This is a genomic window from Umezakia ovalisporum Ak1311, from assembly GCF_029891685.1.
GTDB classification, from domain to species: Bacteria; Cyanobacteriota; Cyanobacteriia; order Cyanobacteriales; family Nostocaceae; genus Umezakia; species Umezakia ovalisporum.
Genome location: NZ_JANQDJ010000014.1, coordinates 1 through 15,737 on the forward strand (window position 1 = coordinate 1; position 15,737 = coordinate 15,737).

The 15,737-nt window shown below is 39.1% G+C and carries 12 protein-coding genes, 1 tRNA gene and 4 pseudogenes; 6 read left to right on the top strand and 11 right to left on the bottom strand.

The features are described 5' to 3' along the window. The first annotated feature begins 278 nt into the window (after nt 1-278). Nucleotides 279-1,268 (top strand): sucrase ferredoxin, encoded by a 990-nt coding sequence (locus NWP25_RS02245; RefSeq protein WP_280698816.1) that lies wholly within the window; start codon nt 279-281, stop codon nt 1,266-1,268. A 253-nt stretch (nt 1,269-1,521) separates the two neighbouring features. Here NWP25_RS02245 and NWP25_RS02250 read toward each other — a convergent pair. After that, a pseudogene (locus NWP25_RS02250) lies at nt 1,522-1,866 on the bottom strand (transposase family protein); the annotation flags it as partial. A 187-nt stretch (nt 1,867-2,053) separates the two neighbouring features. Further along, nucleotides 2,054-2,575 carry an ImmA/IrrE family metallo-endopeptidase gene (locus NWP25_RS02255; protein WP_280698817.1) on the bottom strand — a complete coding sequence of 174 codons (522 nt, stop codon included), beginning with the start codon at nt 2,573-2,575 and terminating at the stop codon, nt 2,054-2,056. A gap of 375 nt (nt 2,576-2,950) precedes the next feature. On the opposite strand from NWP25_RS02255, the pseudogene NWP25_RS18615 reads away from it, so the two are divergent. The 3 pseudogenes from NWP25_RS18615 to NWP25_RS02270 form a co-directional block, all read left to right on the top strand. Next, nucleotides 2,951-3,172, top strand: a pseudogene (locus NWP25_RS18615) (WD40 repeat domain-containing protein); the annotation flags it as partial. Nucleotides 3,173-4,195: 1,023 nt separating this feature from the next. Then, a pseudogene (locus NWP25_RS02265) lies at nt 4,196-4,339 on the top strand (hypothetical protein); the annotation flags it as partial. Between the two features lie 37 nt (nt 4,340-4,376). After that, a pseudogene (locus NWP25_RS02270) lies at nt 4,377-5,037 on the top strand (transposase). On the opposite strand, the gene NWP25_RS02275 reads toward NWP25_RS02270, so the two are convergent. Together NWP25_RS02275 and NWP25_RS02280 are read right to left on the bottom strand one after the other, a co-directional pair. Then, nucleotides 5,032-5,208 (bottom strand): hypothetical protein, encoded by a 177-nt coding sequence (locus NWP25_RS02275; protein ID WP_280649663.1) that lies wholly within the window; start codon nt 5,206-5,208, stop codon nt 5,032-5,034. The pseudogene NWP25_RS02270 and the gene NWP25_RS02275 overlap by 6 nt on opposite strands. Before the next feature lie 166 nt (nt 5,209-5,374). Next, a tRNA-Cys gene (locus NWP25_RS02280) sits at nt 5,375-5,446 on the bottom strand. A gap of 416 nt (nt 5,447-5,862) precedes the next feature. On the opposite strand from NWP25_RS02280, the gene cpdA reads away from it, so the two are divergent. Then, a complete protein-coding gene (cpdA, locus tag NWP25_RS02285; RefSeq protein WP_280649662.1) occupies nt 5,863-6,690 on the top strand; it encodes a 3',5'-cyclic-AMP phosphodiesterase in 828 nt (275 codons plus the stop codon). On the opposite strand, the gene NWP25_RS02290 is transcribed toward cpdA, so the two are convergent. Next, on the bottom strand, nt 6,677-7,267 hold the full coding sequence (locus tag NWP25_RS02290; RefSeq protein ID WP_280649661.1) for a chromophore lyase CpcT/CpeT: 591 nt from the start codon (nt 7,265-7,267) through the stop codon (nt 6,677-6,679). The two genes, cpdA and NWP25_RS02290, sit on opposite strands and share 14 nt — an antisense overlap. A gap of 373 nt (nt 7,268-7,640) precedes the next feature. On the opposite strand from NWP25_RS02290, the gene NWP25_RS02295 reads away from it, so the two are divergent. Continuing rightward, nucleotides 7,641-8,855: a tetratricopeptide repeat protein gene (locus tag NWP25_RS02295; RefSeq protein WP_280698818.1), complete on the top strand. Its 1,215-nt coding sequence runs from the start codon at nt 7,641-7,643 to the stop codon at nt 8,853-8,855. Between the two features lie 274 nt (nt 8,856-9,129). Here NWP25_RS02295 and NWP25_RS02300 read toward each other — a convergent pair whose 3' ends face one another. The 6 genes from NWP25_RS02300 to NWP25_RS02325 all read right to left on the bottom strand — a co-directional run bounded on the left by NWP25_RS02300 (nt 9,130) and on the right by NWP25_RS02325 (nt 15,677). Further along, on the bottom strand, nt 9,130-10,383 hold the full coding sequence (locus tag NWP25_RS02300; RefSeq protein ID WP_280649659.1) for a glycosyltransferase: 1,254 nt from the start codon (nt 10,381-10,383) through the stop codon (nt 9,130-9,132). Between the two features lie 55 nt (nt 10,384-10,438). Next, the gene (locus NWP25_RS02305) at nt 10,439-11,698 is read right to left on the bottom strand and encodes a glycosyltransferase (RefSeq protein WP_280698819.1); all 1,260 of its coding nucleotides are present in this window, start codon (nt 11,696-11,698) and stop codon (nt 10,439-10,441) included. Nucleotides 11,699-11,794: 96 nt separating this feature from the next. Further along, complete coding sequence (locus NWP25_RS02310; RefSeq protein ID WP_280649657.1) at nt 11,795-13,057, bottom strand: glycosyltransferase; 1,263 nt, start codon at nt 13,055-13,057, stop codon at nt 11,795-11,797. A gap of 80 nt (nt 13,058-13,137) precedes the next feature. Next, on the bottom strand, nt 13,138-13,611 hold the full coding sequence (locus tag NWP25_RS02315) for a DUF2141 domain-containing protein (protein ID WP_280656867.1): 474 nt from the start codon (nt 13,609-13,611) through the stop codon (nt 13,138-13,140). 57 nt (nt 13,612-13,668) lie between these two features. Further along, on the bottom strand, nt 13,669-14,652 hold the full coding sequence (locus tag NWP25_RS02320) for a glycosyltransferase family 2 protein (RefSeq protein WP_280698820.1): 984 nt from the start codon (nt 14,650-14,652) through the stop codon (nt 13,669-13,671). A 35-nt stretch (nt 14,653-14,687) separates the two neighbouring features. Next, entirely contained in the window at nt 14,688-15,677 is a 990-nt protein-coding gene (locus NWP25_RS02325; protein WP_280649654.1) for an NAD-dependent epimerase/dehydratase family protein, read from the bottom strand. Nucleotides 15,678-15,737 lie beyond the last annotated feature (60 nt).

Sequence of the window (15,737 nt, forward strand, 5' to 3'; positions counted from 1 at the left end):
GCTACCTTCAAGCTTGTATGTGTCAACAAATCAGTTATGTTCATTGGATGGAAGATATTATGAGATGTTGACATTTTCACCTTTGATAGGACTACTATATCTAACTATGTAAAGTTTTGTAACGACATTCAACATTTCTGCTGCAAATGCAATTGTTGATGATTTATTTAAGTATCTGATAAATCAACCATGAAATTTGTGAGAAAATATTTAATTATGACAGTTAATCATAAAATATTTGATGATTTCTTAAAATACTTAGTGAGGTAAATTTGAATATGTCAATTAACAAACCTCAAAATAATTGCCGTTTTTGTTCAGAAATTTCTCAAGCTAACGGTGAAGACCCAATTGGAACAGCCATCGCTGTGGAACAATATTTAATTATTGAAGCTGCACAACCCTGGCCTGTGAAAATTTGGATCGAACCTGATCCTATGTCACAAGGAGTAATAGACGCTTTAAACTTTGTTTGGGAAGGTGGGGGGACAATTCGACAGCTGGCGATCGCACCAGATAAAGACTATTCTATTCCTGGTCATAAACACGTATTTTACTATCACCGCCCAGTTGGGTTATTTGCTGAGTATCAAAAACAACAATTTATCGTACCTAATGCGGAAATTGGCGATTTAGCACTTGCTTTAGTCATGCAACCAGAAAAACTGCAAAATTTTGCACAATATCGCCAACATAGTCATCATATTAGAGAATTACTTGTCTGCACACATGGTAATGTTGATGCCGCCTGTAGCAGATTTGGTTATCCCATCTACAAAAAATTGCGTGTTGAATATGCGACAACTCACCCAAATCTACGTGTTTGGCGATGCAGTCATTTTGGTGGACATCAGTTTGCACCTACCCTAGTTGATTTACCACTAGGACAATACTGGGGTCATTTAAAGCCGGAAATTTTAGATGTATTGGTATGGCGTAAAGGTTCTGTGAAAGGACTGTATCCTTACTATCGGGGTTGGGGTGGTTTATCTAAGTTTGAGCAAATTGTGGAACGAGAAATATTGATGCAAGAGGGTTGGAATTGGCTGCAATATCAAAAATCAGGGCAAATCTTAGCTGAAGATAAAATTAATCAAGAATGGGCTGATGTTCAGATTAATTTTACTGGGATTGATGGTAAAAAAAGTGGTACTTATAAAGCTAAAGTAGAAGCAAGGGGTCATCTGATGACTGCTTTTTCTTCAAGAGAAAATGAACCCTTGGAAAAAATTAAACAGTATAAAGTTAGGCATCTAGTGACAATGTGATATTCTGTAGGCTACAGAAATATAGATACAACAGGCAATTTTGCCATATTTACCCTGTTAAATTTCAGATCTTTTCATGAAACTGGAACATAACACGTTAACGAGCATTGCAGCTAATAACAAGGTATTGGTTAACAAAAACAGTGGGTAACTATTCACAGTTGATAGTATCTGCTAAAACAGCTGCTCGTTGTCTCATAAGTGGCGTATCGTCTTTAGCAATAATCTTTTTGGCAATCTCGGTTTGAGTTCCCATCGCATCAATGGTAATGAACTCAAATACCCTTGTGAATGTGTCATCGGAGGGAATTCCATTTGGTAATTCCAAAAACTCTTCTAACCACTGTTCCTTGCTGATACCGTAGTTTTCCATGTCTTCCCACCCTTGCGCTCTGGCTATGACTGCTAGAATTACAATCACTAAGACATCTGTAAGTTGATATTTCTTTGTTCGCTCTACTCTTGGGTCTTTGATGTCTCCAAAATTCTCGACTAAACTTTGTTGAATTGCTTCTGTGGATGCCAGCTGTACTGGCTTTGACTGACGACGATTTCTCTTGTTGGAATCACTTGATTTAGTTTCAAATCCTGCCGACATAAAGTTTTTTTTCCCAGTGTTTTCAGAGCGATTGCATTGCTTTCATCCCATTTCTTTTGCTCTGCTGTCAGGTATATTTTTTATCCCTTTCCTTATGCTTATCTTAGCTATTTTGTCAAGTTGATACCATACCAAATTAGATGAGCTTACCCTGGGTTTTAACGTATCGGCTTGTATCACTTTGTACTTATTCCACCCCTTGAAAACAAAAACTCTCCTTCAAACCATTCATCCAAGAGCGATCTATTAGATGATCATGTTGCAAGCGACCTACCACAATCCCGGAATGAATACCAATACGCGCTGCAAAATCAACAACATCAGCTTTAGATTTAAGTTGCGCTAATTCTCTTTCATACTCAGAAGGTATCAAAAGTTCCCGCGACCATTGATCAGCTTCCCGTTCTTGTTCAGATTCCAAAGTTTCCCCACTATCCCATTCATCAAGAAAAATATTTTCCTTATTATGTAATAGGATATGTGCTGCTTCATGGAAGAAATTAAACCAGAAACGATCATTGGTTTTACCGTAAAGTGAAAGTTGAATCAGTGCCTTATGGGAGTTTAACCATCGCGCTACACCACTGACGTGCGCTCCTTTAATTGCAGGTACTAAAACCAGCACCACCCCAGATTCTCGGCATAATTGTTGCATCTTTGGTTCAAATTCCTCTGGTGGTAACACCGTCAAAGAGCGAATTTCCCGCACTGCTTTTTGAAACTTGGGTTTACTGTACTTAGGACAATCTAATTTTTCTGCTTCTATTTCACCGATTTTTTTGGGGTTTTATGAAGACTTTATCCCCTCGTTAACATCTATCTTTCATTTAGCTTTGGCTGATTACACCCAAGCTATTAAACTTAATCCTAAGAGGATGTTTTAAAAGTTTCTCATGATGTATCAAATGTTTTCATATCCCCCTAAATCACCCTTTTGTTAAAAATTTAGCCTTCCTTTTTAAGGGGGTTTGGGAGGATCAATCAGTGTCATTAGTAGTAAACTATCATGAACGAGCCACAACCAATTGAGTATGCAACTGCTTATCAAGCACAAAAATCACTAACATCATGGGAGTTAGAATATACCCTCACCGAAGATTCAGGGTCGGTTAGTTCAGTAGCCTTCAGCCCAAATGGTTGCACTTTAGCTTCTGGGAGTGAGGATAGAACCATCAAACTGTGGGATGTCGCCACCCAAGAGGAAATCGCTACACTCAAAGGACATTCAGCGTGGGTTTATTCAGTAGCCTTCAGCCCGGATGGTCGCACCTTAGCCTCTGGGAGTTGGGACACCATCAAGATTTGGCAAAGGCATTTATCTGACAACAATGATGGTGATGAAGAGGATGATGAAAAACCACCAGTTTTGTCACCTGAAGAAAGAAGAAGGATTAAAGAAGAAAATATTAACGATCTGCATATAACAGTAGATCAAAATCCTGAATTATCTAAGCTAAAAAATGCATCAGATGATGATGCTTGGGAATCTTTAACAGAATGGATTGCTGAATCTACTTGTGATATTAATTTCCACGCAGCTAGTAAATCTGTCAAAAGATTAACCAAAAGAGTCCGACATAAAACTCCCCATGAAATAGCACACAAACTAATTATTGATAAATCCTTACAGGCAGCAGGATTAGAATTAATTGGAGATATGGTAGCAACGGTTAATAATATTTTAGAGGGATTAGGAGCAAAGGGGATTGATCTGCCAGAAATAGCCAAATTAGGGGCAGAGATGATTTATCAAATCGCAGAGATTTATGGATTTGATATAGATGCTCCTGAAAGAAAACAAGAAGCTTTATTTATATTTTGCTTTATTTTCTCAGGAGAAAAAGTAATAGATATAGGAATAGATTGGTTAAAGTTAGGTTACCTTGAGAATAAACTCCTAAAAGTCGGCACTAAAGCCTTAATGATTTATGGTACAGGTCATGCGGCTTGTTTCTATTATGAATATAAAGATAAATTTGAATTTAGTCTCATTCCTCCAGATGATTTACTCAATAAATTGAGTCAAGAAAGAGATAATTACTTCCCAGATGATGTATCAGAAGCAACTGTCAAACAAAAATTAATAGTAGAAATTTCCATTGATTCGTATAACGATCCTGACCCCAAGGTTAGGATAAATGCCATATCCCAAGCCCTGAACTATGGGGACGATGGGGTTAACTTACTTCTCCAAGCTTTAACCACAGATGAATCAACTGATGTCAAGGATGCGGCTTATAATCTCCTGTACTCTAAGTATGGCAAGTTAATTGAGTCTGTAATTGCTTATCAAGCAGAAAAATCACTAACATGATGGGAGTTAGAATATACCCTCACCGGACATTCAGGGTCGGTTTGGTCACTAGCTTTCAGCCCGGATGGTAAAACCTTAGCTTCGAGTTCCTGTATTCTGGTGGTTTACTCAGCTATTTACAGCAACCGCCAAGGTAATTTAACCATAAACTATAAGTAATCCCTTTTCATGTGAAGCCATCGCTTGTTACAGGTATATGCCCAAGCCGTACAGTTACGACCTTCGTCAAAAGGTCATCCAAGGGATGGAACTCCATGGCTTGAAGAAAACTGAAGCCAGTCAAATGTTTAATATTAGTCGCAACACCATCACCCTATGGTTGAAGGGAAAAACCGAAACGGGGGACTTCCAAGCCTTGCCTAGTCAGCGTCCTGGGAATGGTCACAAAATTACCGAGGCCTGAAGAAATTAGCGATCGCACAATCTCAAGAGCTTTAAAAAAAAATTGGTTTTACGGGAAAAAAAAGACCTATGGCTACCGTGAGGGCCATGAGGTCAAAGGACAGGCTTTCGTAACACAGTTGTCTAAGTTACCTGTGGAGAAGATTGTATACCTCCGTGAGTCAGGAATGGACAACCGACACCAGTATGATTACGGTTGGAACTCAAAAGGACAGCCCTTCCATGCACTTAAATCAGGTCATCGTGAAGGTCAGGTGAACATAATTGCCGCCCTGTGTAATCATCAGCTGATAGCTCCTTTCACTGTTGAGGGTGCGTGTAATCCAATAGTATTTGAGGCTTGGCTTGAAGCTTGTTTGCTTCCCAATTCTCCACACCTGAATCAGATTGAAAAATGTTGGTCTTGGTTAAAAAGTCGAATCCGCAAAAAACTTGACCAGTTCGATTTTTTATGAGAGCCATTGAGGATGTCTTGCTTTTTGCCTCCTAACCTCCTTGGCGGTTGCTATAATTTCTTCTGTCTGTGTAACTATAGGATGAGAAAAAACTAACTGAAGCCTACCATTGGAGTTTTTAAGTTGGACAGCACCTTTGGAAGCTTTACCTTGGGAGTTTTGAGAATACATAGTTGCTTCTTGGGATAAACACCTTTACCTTTACCCCAATAGTTATCCCAAACTAGCCAAAAATACCCCAAACTCACTCCAAAAAATCAGGGAGTAGTGCAATGCTCGTCCCTTTATTGTTTGCCAAAAGGCTTGAATTGCTTGGTTTTAGTTTTTTTTTTTCCAAAGGCGACACCCGGATTTGAACCGGGGGATAAAGGTTTTGCAGACCTCTGCCTTACCACTTGGCTATGTCGCCCCACGCTCGCTCATTTAGAATAGCATATCTGAGGAGGATGTGTACCCTACTCATGAGGAAATTTTGCCGTACTTCGGGAGATTATGGGGTTAACGGAATTTTAACATTTCCAGGGATGGTAACGCTACATAAAGATTTTTAGGTATGGTGTGAGGACTTGATGAATTTTTGGCAAAGATGCGTGACGTAAAATACAAAAAAAAATACAATTTCACTCTTAAGATGGATGGAAATTCAGATTTTTAAGAAAATTAGATGTTTATTGATGGTTTTTAGCTTTATCATCACCAATAGTTAACTAATGGTATAATCTCCCAGATTTATCCGTTGAACCAATCCATAGTTGTTTGAGCTTGGTCGGCTAGCTTCCACAACAAGAATCACATGTTAAGTTGCACACATAGCAATCATTTAAAATGGATCAAGTCTCTCCCTTGTCAATTGCTCAGGTAACAGATACACATCTGTTTGCTTCGGAAAATGAAAAAATGCTGGGAATGACTACTATAGAGTCGTTTCAGGCAGTTGTAGAACGATTAAAGCAGCTAAAGAGTGAACTTGACTTAATACTGCTAACGGGAGATTTGTCTGGGGATGGTAAGCCAGAATCTTATGATATTCTCCAAAGTATCTTGAATTCACTACAAATACCTGTTTATTGGTTACCAGGAAATCATGACTGTGCCATCGCTATGTCTGATACCTTAAATGTGGGGATGGTTTCCCGACGCAAGTCTTTCAAACGTGGTGGCTGGAACTTTATCTTACTTAATTCTTGTGTAGCTGGTTGTTTGCATGGTTACCTGTCAGGGAAAACTCTGGATTGGCTAAACTCTGAATTAAAAACTCTGGGTGATGCTCCCACTTTAGTGGCGTTACATCATCCCCCTTTTGCTGTGAATTCTGCATGGTTGGATAGTACGATCCTGAAAAATCCACGGGAATTTTTTGCTGTTCTCGACCACTATCCCCAAGTTAAGTTAGTTTTGTTTGGTCACATCCATCAAGAATTTCAACACCGGCGCTATGAAGTTAGTTATCTCGGTACTCCGTCAACTGGGCTTCAGTTTCGCTCTCAAACTCCAACTTTGACTATTGACAAACAAGATCCCGGATTTCGGTTGTTGAAACTATACCCCAGTGGGATGTGGGAAACTGTGGTCGAACGAGTTCCTTATGTCAATCCATATGTCAATCCATTGGGGTTAGCAGCTAAAGCTGGGGAATTAGCTATACTTCCCTAAATGGGATTACTTCATCAGCAAAACTGTTTCGACGCAGAAAGTGAAATGGTCCAGCGACAGACCCCCAAATATGTTCATTGGTTTCTAAATCACGTCCTCGGTCAAGGCTGATAAATTTTTCTGCGTTAATTTCAAATTCACTGTCTAAATAAGTTTTTTGCCCTTTACGAAAGACAATACAACCTTTACCGGGTTCTACCTGACCTTTGAAGCTGTTACCACACCACTTTACATTCATGTTACATCCTGGTAATTCTTCTAAATAATCCTTTGTTAAAGTTGTGAGGCGTTGGAACTCACGGGATGCGCCATAAAAATTTTCTTCTTGTTTGACAGTGTAGTTGATAATTTGGATTTGATTGCCTGCATTGACTAATTTCAAAACCCGCACGCGATAAGGGTCATTGAGCATATAATCATAAGCCTGTTCCACAAACAAACTGATTCCTGATAACAACTCTAGAGGTAGAGGACGCATACACACCCGAATATGAGCAAAAAAAGGTGGGTTTTCAAAAGCTTGTGCTTGATTACTAAAATCAGCTGCCATCCAGCGAGCTAAGGTTGTAATATCCATAGTAATGAGTTTTAAAGCTGGTAATGGGAAATGAGAAATGGGGACAAATATTGACCTTCACCAGGTCAACCAACTTGGCAGTTAAAATCTTTGGGTGTGATGTTCACCTGCGGTCTTTATTGGTATTAACTTGCCAGATTCCTCCCATTTTAAGAGATCCCAGCGACAAACTCCCAATATCTCACAAGTCTCAGTGGTTGTTAATAACTTGTCTTGCAGCATCGGGAGAAAGTAAACTAAACCAGTATTCGTATTTGTTAAACGCCAATTTTAACACAAATGTTTCAATTTAAAAAAACTTTATCCAATTTTCTATAATTTAAAGGAACTGCTCGTAACTCTACCCTTTATCCTCATTTCAGGTAAACTATCTATGCCTAGGTCCTTATCTATTGCTATTAGTGTTGCTATTGTTTGTCAGCTTAACAGTTCGTTAACCCTAGCAGAGAGTAAAAAACCGAAACAGCTGGATAAATTTCCACCTAACCCCTTAGAAATTACCACACCTGATCCTCTGCTACCGCCTTTGACTGATAAACAGCAGTTAACTCTGTTGGAATTGCAAAGCCTAGAAAAAGCTTTGGATGAGTTGAATCAGGAAGCTCAAGCAAAATTCCAAGGGGGAGATCAGCAAGGAGCATTTGCTCTTTGGAACCGGGAAGCACGTTTGCGGCGCTATTTGGGTTCATTGGCAGAATTGGAAGCATTATCCCGCTTTGCTGAAGTTGCCTTTCGTCAAAATGCTATGGAACAGGTAAGATATATTACACAGCGATTGCAAACTATTCAGAAACAAGCACAAAAGCAAAAGAATTTGGATTTAAAATTAATGCAATCCCTTGGTGAGGCATACCAAAAAGTGCGATCGCCTCAACTAGCGTTAGAAGTTTATAATCAAGTTTTGACAGTTGTGCAACAGCGAGAAGATGCGGTAGCCATTTTAAAAACCCTGACAATAATTGGCGAACTGCATTTGAGTTGGTTTGATTATCCTCAAGCAGCCGCCACCTATGAGAGATTATTGAATTTAACTGCTACCCAAAGCAATCCCACTAATCAGTTAGCATACTTGCAACAACTCGGTTATATATACCAACAAGCAAAACAACCCCAGCCAGCAATAGATGTTCTCAAGAGGACAGTGGAAATTTACCAACAGGAAAATAATTTAACTCAAATACCAGGATTAAAACTAGCCATTGGCTCAAATTATGAATTTTTGGCACAGAAAAATCCTGGTTTACTCAGAGAAGCATTTAACCACTATGAAGAAGCTTATGTCATGGCTATGCGATCGCGCCAGTATGTTCGTGCTGGTGAGGCTTTGCAAAAGTTAATTACTCTATATCGTACCCAAGGACAAATAGATGAAGCTTTACAAACAAGCCAAGTTATGATAGAGACACAAGAGCAAGCTGTGAATTATTATGGCATGATGGAAGCCTATGACCAAATGGGGCAATTGTATTTAGAGCGTCAAGAATATCCGCAAGCGCTCACAGCCTTTCAAAAAGGATTAGAACTTGCTCAACAACTTAAACATCAAGAAAAATACTTTACTGAGCAGATTGAGAAAGCATCAAAGTAATTCGTAATTATACTGAGTAGGGCTTTTGGACTCTTAATTAAGGCTTGCTTAAAAAGTTATTTGTGAGGATAGGGAACAGGGTTTTGAGGATTTATCTTGGTAAAAATATCTGCCCATATCATTAATCAGTGCATAAGTTTTCATCTTCACCAGTCTTATTCCCTGCACCTTTTTTTACAGGACTTGCAGCGGCGTAACAGACGGTGAAGATGCTTCTTACCGTTGGCGCAGGTAAATTCATTGGAATCCTTTTGAAGTAAGAATCCCCCGGCTTCTAGCTGTGGGGAGTGTCAAGACTTAGTAATTCATAAAGCTTGGCTTCAAATTTTTCTGTGCACGCTGACCAATCATATTTGAGTATGGAAGGACGAGCTTGTTCAGCCATTGCTGCTTTCAGTTGAGGATTTTCGAGAATAGTCACTACCTTTTGTGCAAAATCTTTGGGGTTATTAGGTTCAGCTAAAAACCCATTGTAACCAGGAAAAACTTGCTCAGAAGTTGAAGGTGCAACTACCGCTACTACAGGAGTACCAGAAGCCAGGGCTTCGTTATTGGTAGTGCAGAAGTTTTCAGTTTCAGAGGGGTTAACAAATACATCTGCACGAGCAAACCAACCTAAAAGTTCTGTACCGTGAGATTCACCCCAGATAGTAATACCTGATGGAAACTTTTGGGAGCGCCGATACACTTCTTGGTCCAGTGGACCGCTACCAATGATTACCAGATGAACATCAGGAATTTTGGCAGCGATAAAGGGAAATATATCTATGAGTTGGATGACATTTTTTTCGGCTGTAATGCGTCCCACAAACAAAATTGTTGGTCTATTGTCATTAGGAATTGGGTTGTAGATGATATTACGGGGATGAAATTTTTGACAATCAATTCCTTGATAAGGAACATATTCAGCGCTTTGACAATTCAGCTTTTTGTACTTTAAAAGTTGTTCTTGAGAGGGAAATAAATTCACATCATATACTTTAGTAAACTGCTTGATTAAAAAGGGAATAATCGGACGAATTAAATTCAAAACATGAGCACCCAGGTAGTATTCTATGTAGGCAATAATATCAGTATGAAAAATAGTAATAATTGGAGTCTTTGTTTTTTTACAGTATTCAACTCCAATGGGACGACCATAACCTTGCAAGAGCAGAGAATAAAAGCCTCGCATTTGCGGCGCTTCTTCCACTACCACAATATCGGGTTGGAACTTTTCTAATAATTTAGTATCACTCCAATGTCGATAGTGCAATGGTTGTGGTAGAGACTTATAAAAAATTAGTGGCTTCGTGGGGAAAGCATAAGCAGAGAAGTTAGGAAAATATTTTAATTCCTCTAGTCCTGGCATGGGACGTTTACCAACATTTTCTGGATACTGGTGGTTGATTTCTGGGTGGATGAGAAATACTTCATGCCCCTGTTCTAGTAACCACTGCACCCGTTGGTGTACTGCAATTGAAACTCCAGTTAAAAAAGGAGCATATAATCCTGTAAACAGCGCAATGCGAAGCGGTTGCTTGTTCATGATTTTAATGAATTGATGTATTTTGTTGCAATTTGCTGATGGGCAAATTAGAGGGTTAATGCACAGAAATGTTTTTTGAAGCTGATGTATCTGAGGATTGATAAGGACGATATTCAACTAAGCGAATATTCCAGGGACCTTTGAACTGATAGGTGATACCCCGCCATGTAACTTTTGACATCCAAAGAGAAGAGAGGAATGCTGACCCGTACACCGATTGTGTTAAGGGAATTGCCATTAACATTTTGAAAATTGTGGCGATAGATAGTTGGGTGCTGGGTTGATGATGAGAACGAATGAGTTGTACTGCTTGCTCTAAAAAAAGTACGATGAACATTAATGCCACCACATAGCTGCCATAGCAACTAAAAGATAAGATAGCAGCATACCATTGTCCCGTGAGCAAAGCTGCCAAAAACAATACAGTTAAAAGGGTAGGAAATAGTATTGTTAAAATTGCGTTACCTACTACGGCTAACCAATGGGGGTGATAAAGTCGGCAAAACAGTATTTGACGCTGTATCCAGGATTTTAGTTCAGATAAATTGCATTCTTCTTGGTTGAGCATGATCAAAGAAGGCACAAATTTGACTTGCATGTGATGTTTAGCCAAGATGTCACTGATCATGGTGTCTTCACAGAAAGCTTTTCCCCACCTATCTAGCAATTTTGTTTGATGAAGAACTTCTGTTTTCACTGCCAAAGTCCCACCCCAAGGAATATTATATAAATACATCTGCACCACCGCAGATACATTCCACATATACCTGACTATAGATCCCCAATGGCTACCTGTGGGCACATACCAACGGTTTCCGGTGGTGGCGCCCACCTGGGGATGAGCTAAAGGAGTGACTAATTCGCGTAGCCAATGAGTGTGAACAATTGTATCAGCATCTACTAAAGCGATCGCTTGGTAGGAATCGTCCAAGTCTGTAATAGCTTGGATAATAGAACTACATTTGAGACTGCAATTTTCGCGTATAGTCCTTAAAGGGCTTATTTCTACATTAGTTGCTTGATGTTTTTGCACAGTATCAGTAGCAATTGCCCATGCTGGATCTTCCATGCGATCAATGACTAGTTTTAAGTCATATTGTGAGTAGTTCTGATTTAGAAGTGCTTGCAAACAATTACGCAAAAACGGATCAGCACCACGTAAGCAAAGAATCACTGCCGTTTTAGGTAATTTTTCATCTGGTAAGAGATTTTTTTTGTATGAGCATATACGCCATAAAAACACCAAGGTAAAACATACTTGAACAACCAAGGCAACAGTTAAACATCTACATAGAAATATTACCAAGTCGTTCATTTTTAATTCCTGCTGTGTGATTGACCTTGAGAGATGAATTATGGCAAGTCACTTGGATTTTTTTCTCACCGAGAAAGGGAGCACTTTGTACTTAGCTCAGAGAGAAATTTTACTATCAATAGGTTGATCCAAAAAATCATAGGGATGGTATTCGAGTAAACGGATATTCCACGGATTTTGCACACGATAAACAATACCGCGCCATTGAACCGTTGATATCCAGAGGGAAGCTATAAAAGCTAACCCATATACCCATTGTGTGAGGGGAATAGCAATTAAAATTTTGCCTATGATATCCATTGATAACTTTGGAATTAGCTGACCATGGGAGCGAATCACTTGACTAACTCCTAACTCTAAAATTAGTGTTAATAAGAGTAATCCTACAGTATAGATACAATAGGTAGCAAACAATAAAATTGTTAAATCCCATTGTGCATCTAATAACGACAACAAAAACAAAACTATTGCCACACAAGGAAAGAGAATACTAGAAATTGCATCACCAACTATGGCTAACCAATTGGGATGGTAAAATCGAGAATACAATAAGAGTCTCTTGAGAGATTCTATTAAGCCTAGTAAATCGCACTCTTCGCGATTGAGCATAATCAAAGAAGGTACAAACTTAACCCGCATTCCATGTTTTTTGATAATCTTGTGGATCATAAAATCTTCGCCAAGGGCTTGTCCCCACTTGTCCAGTAGACCTGTGTGACGCAGCAGGTCTGTTTTAATAGCCAAGGTCCCGCCCCAAGGAACTTGGAAGAGGTACATTTGGACGACAGTAGACATATTACCTATGTACCGTACCAAAGAACCCCAATATTTATCTCTAGGTGCAAACCAACGGTTACCTGTTACCACCCCTACTTGGGGATGAGCTAGAGGACTAACTAGTTCACGTAACCAATTAGCATGAACGATTGTATCACTATCAACTAAAGCGATGGCCTTATAGGAATCATCCAAGTCGGAAACAGCTTGCAACAGCGAGCTGCATTTAAGACTACAGTTGTGTCGTATAGCCCGCAAAGGGCTGACTTGGACATTGTTGGCTTTTTGTTCCTTGATGGTGTCATGGACAATTTGCCAAGCTGGATCTTCTTGACTATCAACAATCAGCTTTAAATCGTACTCTGGATAATTCTGATTGAACAAGGCTTCCAGACAGTTAGGCAAATACGGATCGGCTCCACGTAAGCAAAGAATCACCGCCGTTTTAGGTAGTTGGTCATCGGCTAATAAATTTTGTTGACGCGATGACCGCACATAGAATAGAAAAACCAGCGCTAAACACATTTGAATAGTCAGCCAACCCAGCAGAGACTGAGTTATGAATATCGTTAACTCTTTCATGTATAGTCTCCGGCTAGTTTTTGCCTTGTGTAATGGCCAGTCCCGAGCAATCCCCAATCCCTAATTTCTAATCCCTAGGTTTAGGAATCAAGGGAGTATTTCATCAAAATATTGATTTTGGTATTTTGATTAGATAACAATAAAAAACTAGCATCATGAAACTTTGGTGTACCAGTTGCTATGGAGACAGTGGGATTTTTGGAGATACCGAAACCTTCTTTGGGTATACCGAGAAAGTTTTTATTGAGTGTGCGATCGCCATTTTGATCATCTACTACCGCCACTGCATAGTTTCCCGACTTCAAACCGGAAAAAGTATGAGTTAAAGTACTACCTGTAGGCTTAACACAAGCGCTGGTGATGACATTATTAGTATTCATAGGAAATCCCTGAGCACGAGAGTAAACTCCCATGCAAATCAGTCCTTTTTGGTTAGTGATGCCATTAATTACAACCGTAAGTGTTGCAGTTTGCTCGGCTTTCACCGTTCTGGCAAAGCTAATGCTCAATAAACTAGCCAGCAGTACAGGAATAAAATGAGAAATTTTGAACATATTTTGGTAAATTGAAAAAGTGATTTTACGTGAAAAGTATCTACCACAGCAATTCCTTTAAGGGATGATTTGCTGTTTTTTATTACGGGAAGGTTGCCAACGTTGCCAGATAGTTTGAGCAGACTTGAGTAAATCTTGAAGCAACAAATATTCTGTTCCTCGCAGATGGAGATAAATACTGATGTGACAACGTAGACGCTGATACAAAGTCAGTTTAAACAGCCAGATAGAAACCATATATTCCCAAAGTATTCTCCAATGTGGGAATAATAGTTTTCCTGTTTTAGCTGAGTCAAACCAAACTGTATAAGCATAAAAATCAGGTAAAACTATCGTAGTATTTTGACCTTGGTTATTCGCCCACAAATGATAATTCGGAAAGAACATAGTCAATGATTGTTGGGAATGGCTTCTAGCAAAGAATAGGTATTCAGGAATTTCATAAAATTCACCAAGTAAACCAATTCTTAACAATAAGATGGCATCGGCACTACCATAACTACCCATAGGTGGTATTTTTTTCAGAACCCTGGCACGAATTACTCCATACATTTGATAGCAGAGGTGTTTGGACATCAACTCGTGAAACCGCTTGTAGGGTTCTTCTGCATCTGTGTTGAGTTTAATATTGTAGTTGTGGAGAAAATCACCGTTTTCATCAATGTAATATACATGAGAATGGCACAACACTACTGTGGGATTATTGTCAAGTACCGTAACACATTTGATGAGAAAATCTGAAGCGTGTAAATCATCATAAGCTGCCCATTTAAAGTATTCGCCCACAGATAATTCAAAGACACGATTGAAGTTACGTGAGCAACCGAGATTAGTATCATTGCGGTAGTAACGAATACGTTGGTCTTGAGCAGCGTATTCTCGACAAATTGCTTCAGTATTATCTGTGGAAGCATTATCTGAGATGATTAACTCGAAATCTGTAAAGGTCTGAGCTAGAAGTGAATCAAGGGCTAACTTGATAAATTTTTCACCATTGTATACAGGTAATCCAATACTCAACTTAGGAGGATTTTTGTGCATATAATACAATGTCATGTAAAAGTGAAAACTAGCTTTTAAATATCATTGTTTTGCAGCCATTCTTGGGTGATTCGTAAACCATGTTCTAAGTCAATTTTTGGTTTATAATCTAACAAGTTTTGTGCTTTAACAATGGAATAAGCATGAGGACGACTCATGAAATCTACAGACTCTGGGAGGATATCAGCTTTTTTGCGAAAAAGTTTTTGTCCCTGGGCGCGAAGTTTGAGAAATAACTTCATTTCATCTTTGGGTAAAGACATGGGCGCAGCTAAACCTGCCATTGCTGCCAAACGGATAAAATACTCTTTCCAAGAGGTTTTTTCACCGTCAGTAATGTTAAAAATTTCGCCGTATCTTTCTTTTTCTATGGCGAGAAAAACAGCATCAATCAAGTTATCGACATACACATGATTCATGACTCCTTGACCATCATTAGCATAAGCAAATAATTTTTGGCGCATCATCAAAATAGGTCTTACCACCCAAGGAATACTTCCCGGCCCATAAACATCTCCAGCACGAATAATGATGACACCAAAATCTGGGGGGGAATTTAAGGGTAAAAGTTCAGTTTCGGCTTCTATTTTTGTCTGACAGTAAGGGTTATTCTCACCAGAGAGAGTTCCAGCCTCTGTAATACCATCTGCATAATTAAAGCCGTAAACCAAGACACTAGAAAGATGAACAAAAGTTTTTACACCAGCATTTTTAGCAGCTTTAGCCATATTGACAGTACCGCCAACATTTACGGTATGAAACTCTTTAATTGTGCCAGTTTCTTGAGCAATTTGGGCTGTATGTAAAACAACATTTACACCCTGACAAGCTTTTTGGGCAATGTTAGCATCAATAATGTTACCAACAATTATTTCAATGCCCAAATTTTGTGCTGTTTTATTCACTTCAGTAGAAGTTTGTAGTCCCCGAACCTTCATTCCTTGGGCCACAGCTAATTCAGCTGCACGCAAACCGATAAATTCATCAATACCAGTGATTAAGAGAGTTTTGTCTTGCAGGTTCATGGAGGTATAGGTGATGTACAAATTAGGTGATTTGACTTGAATAACTAGTCTTAGGTGACA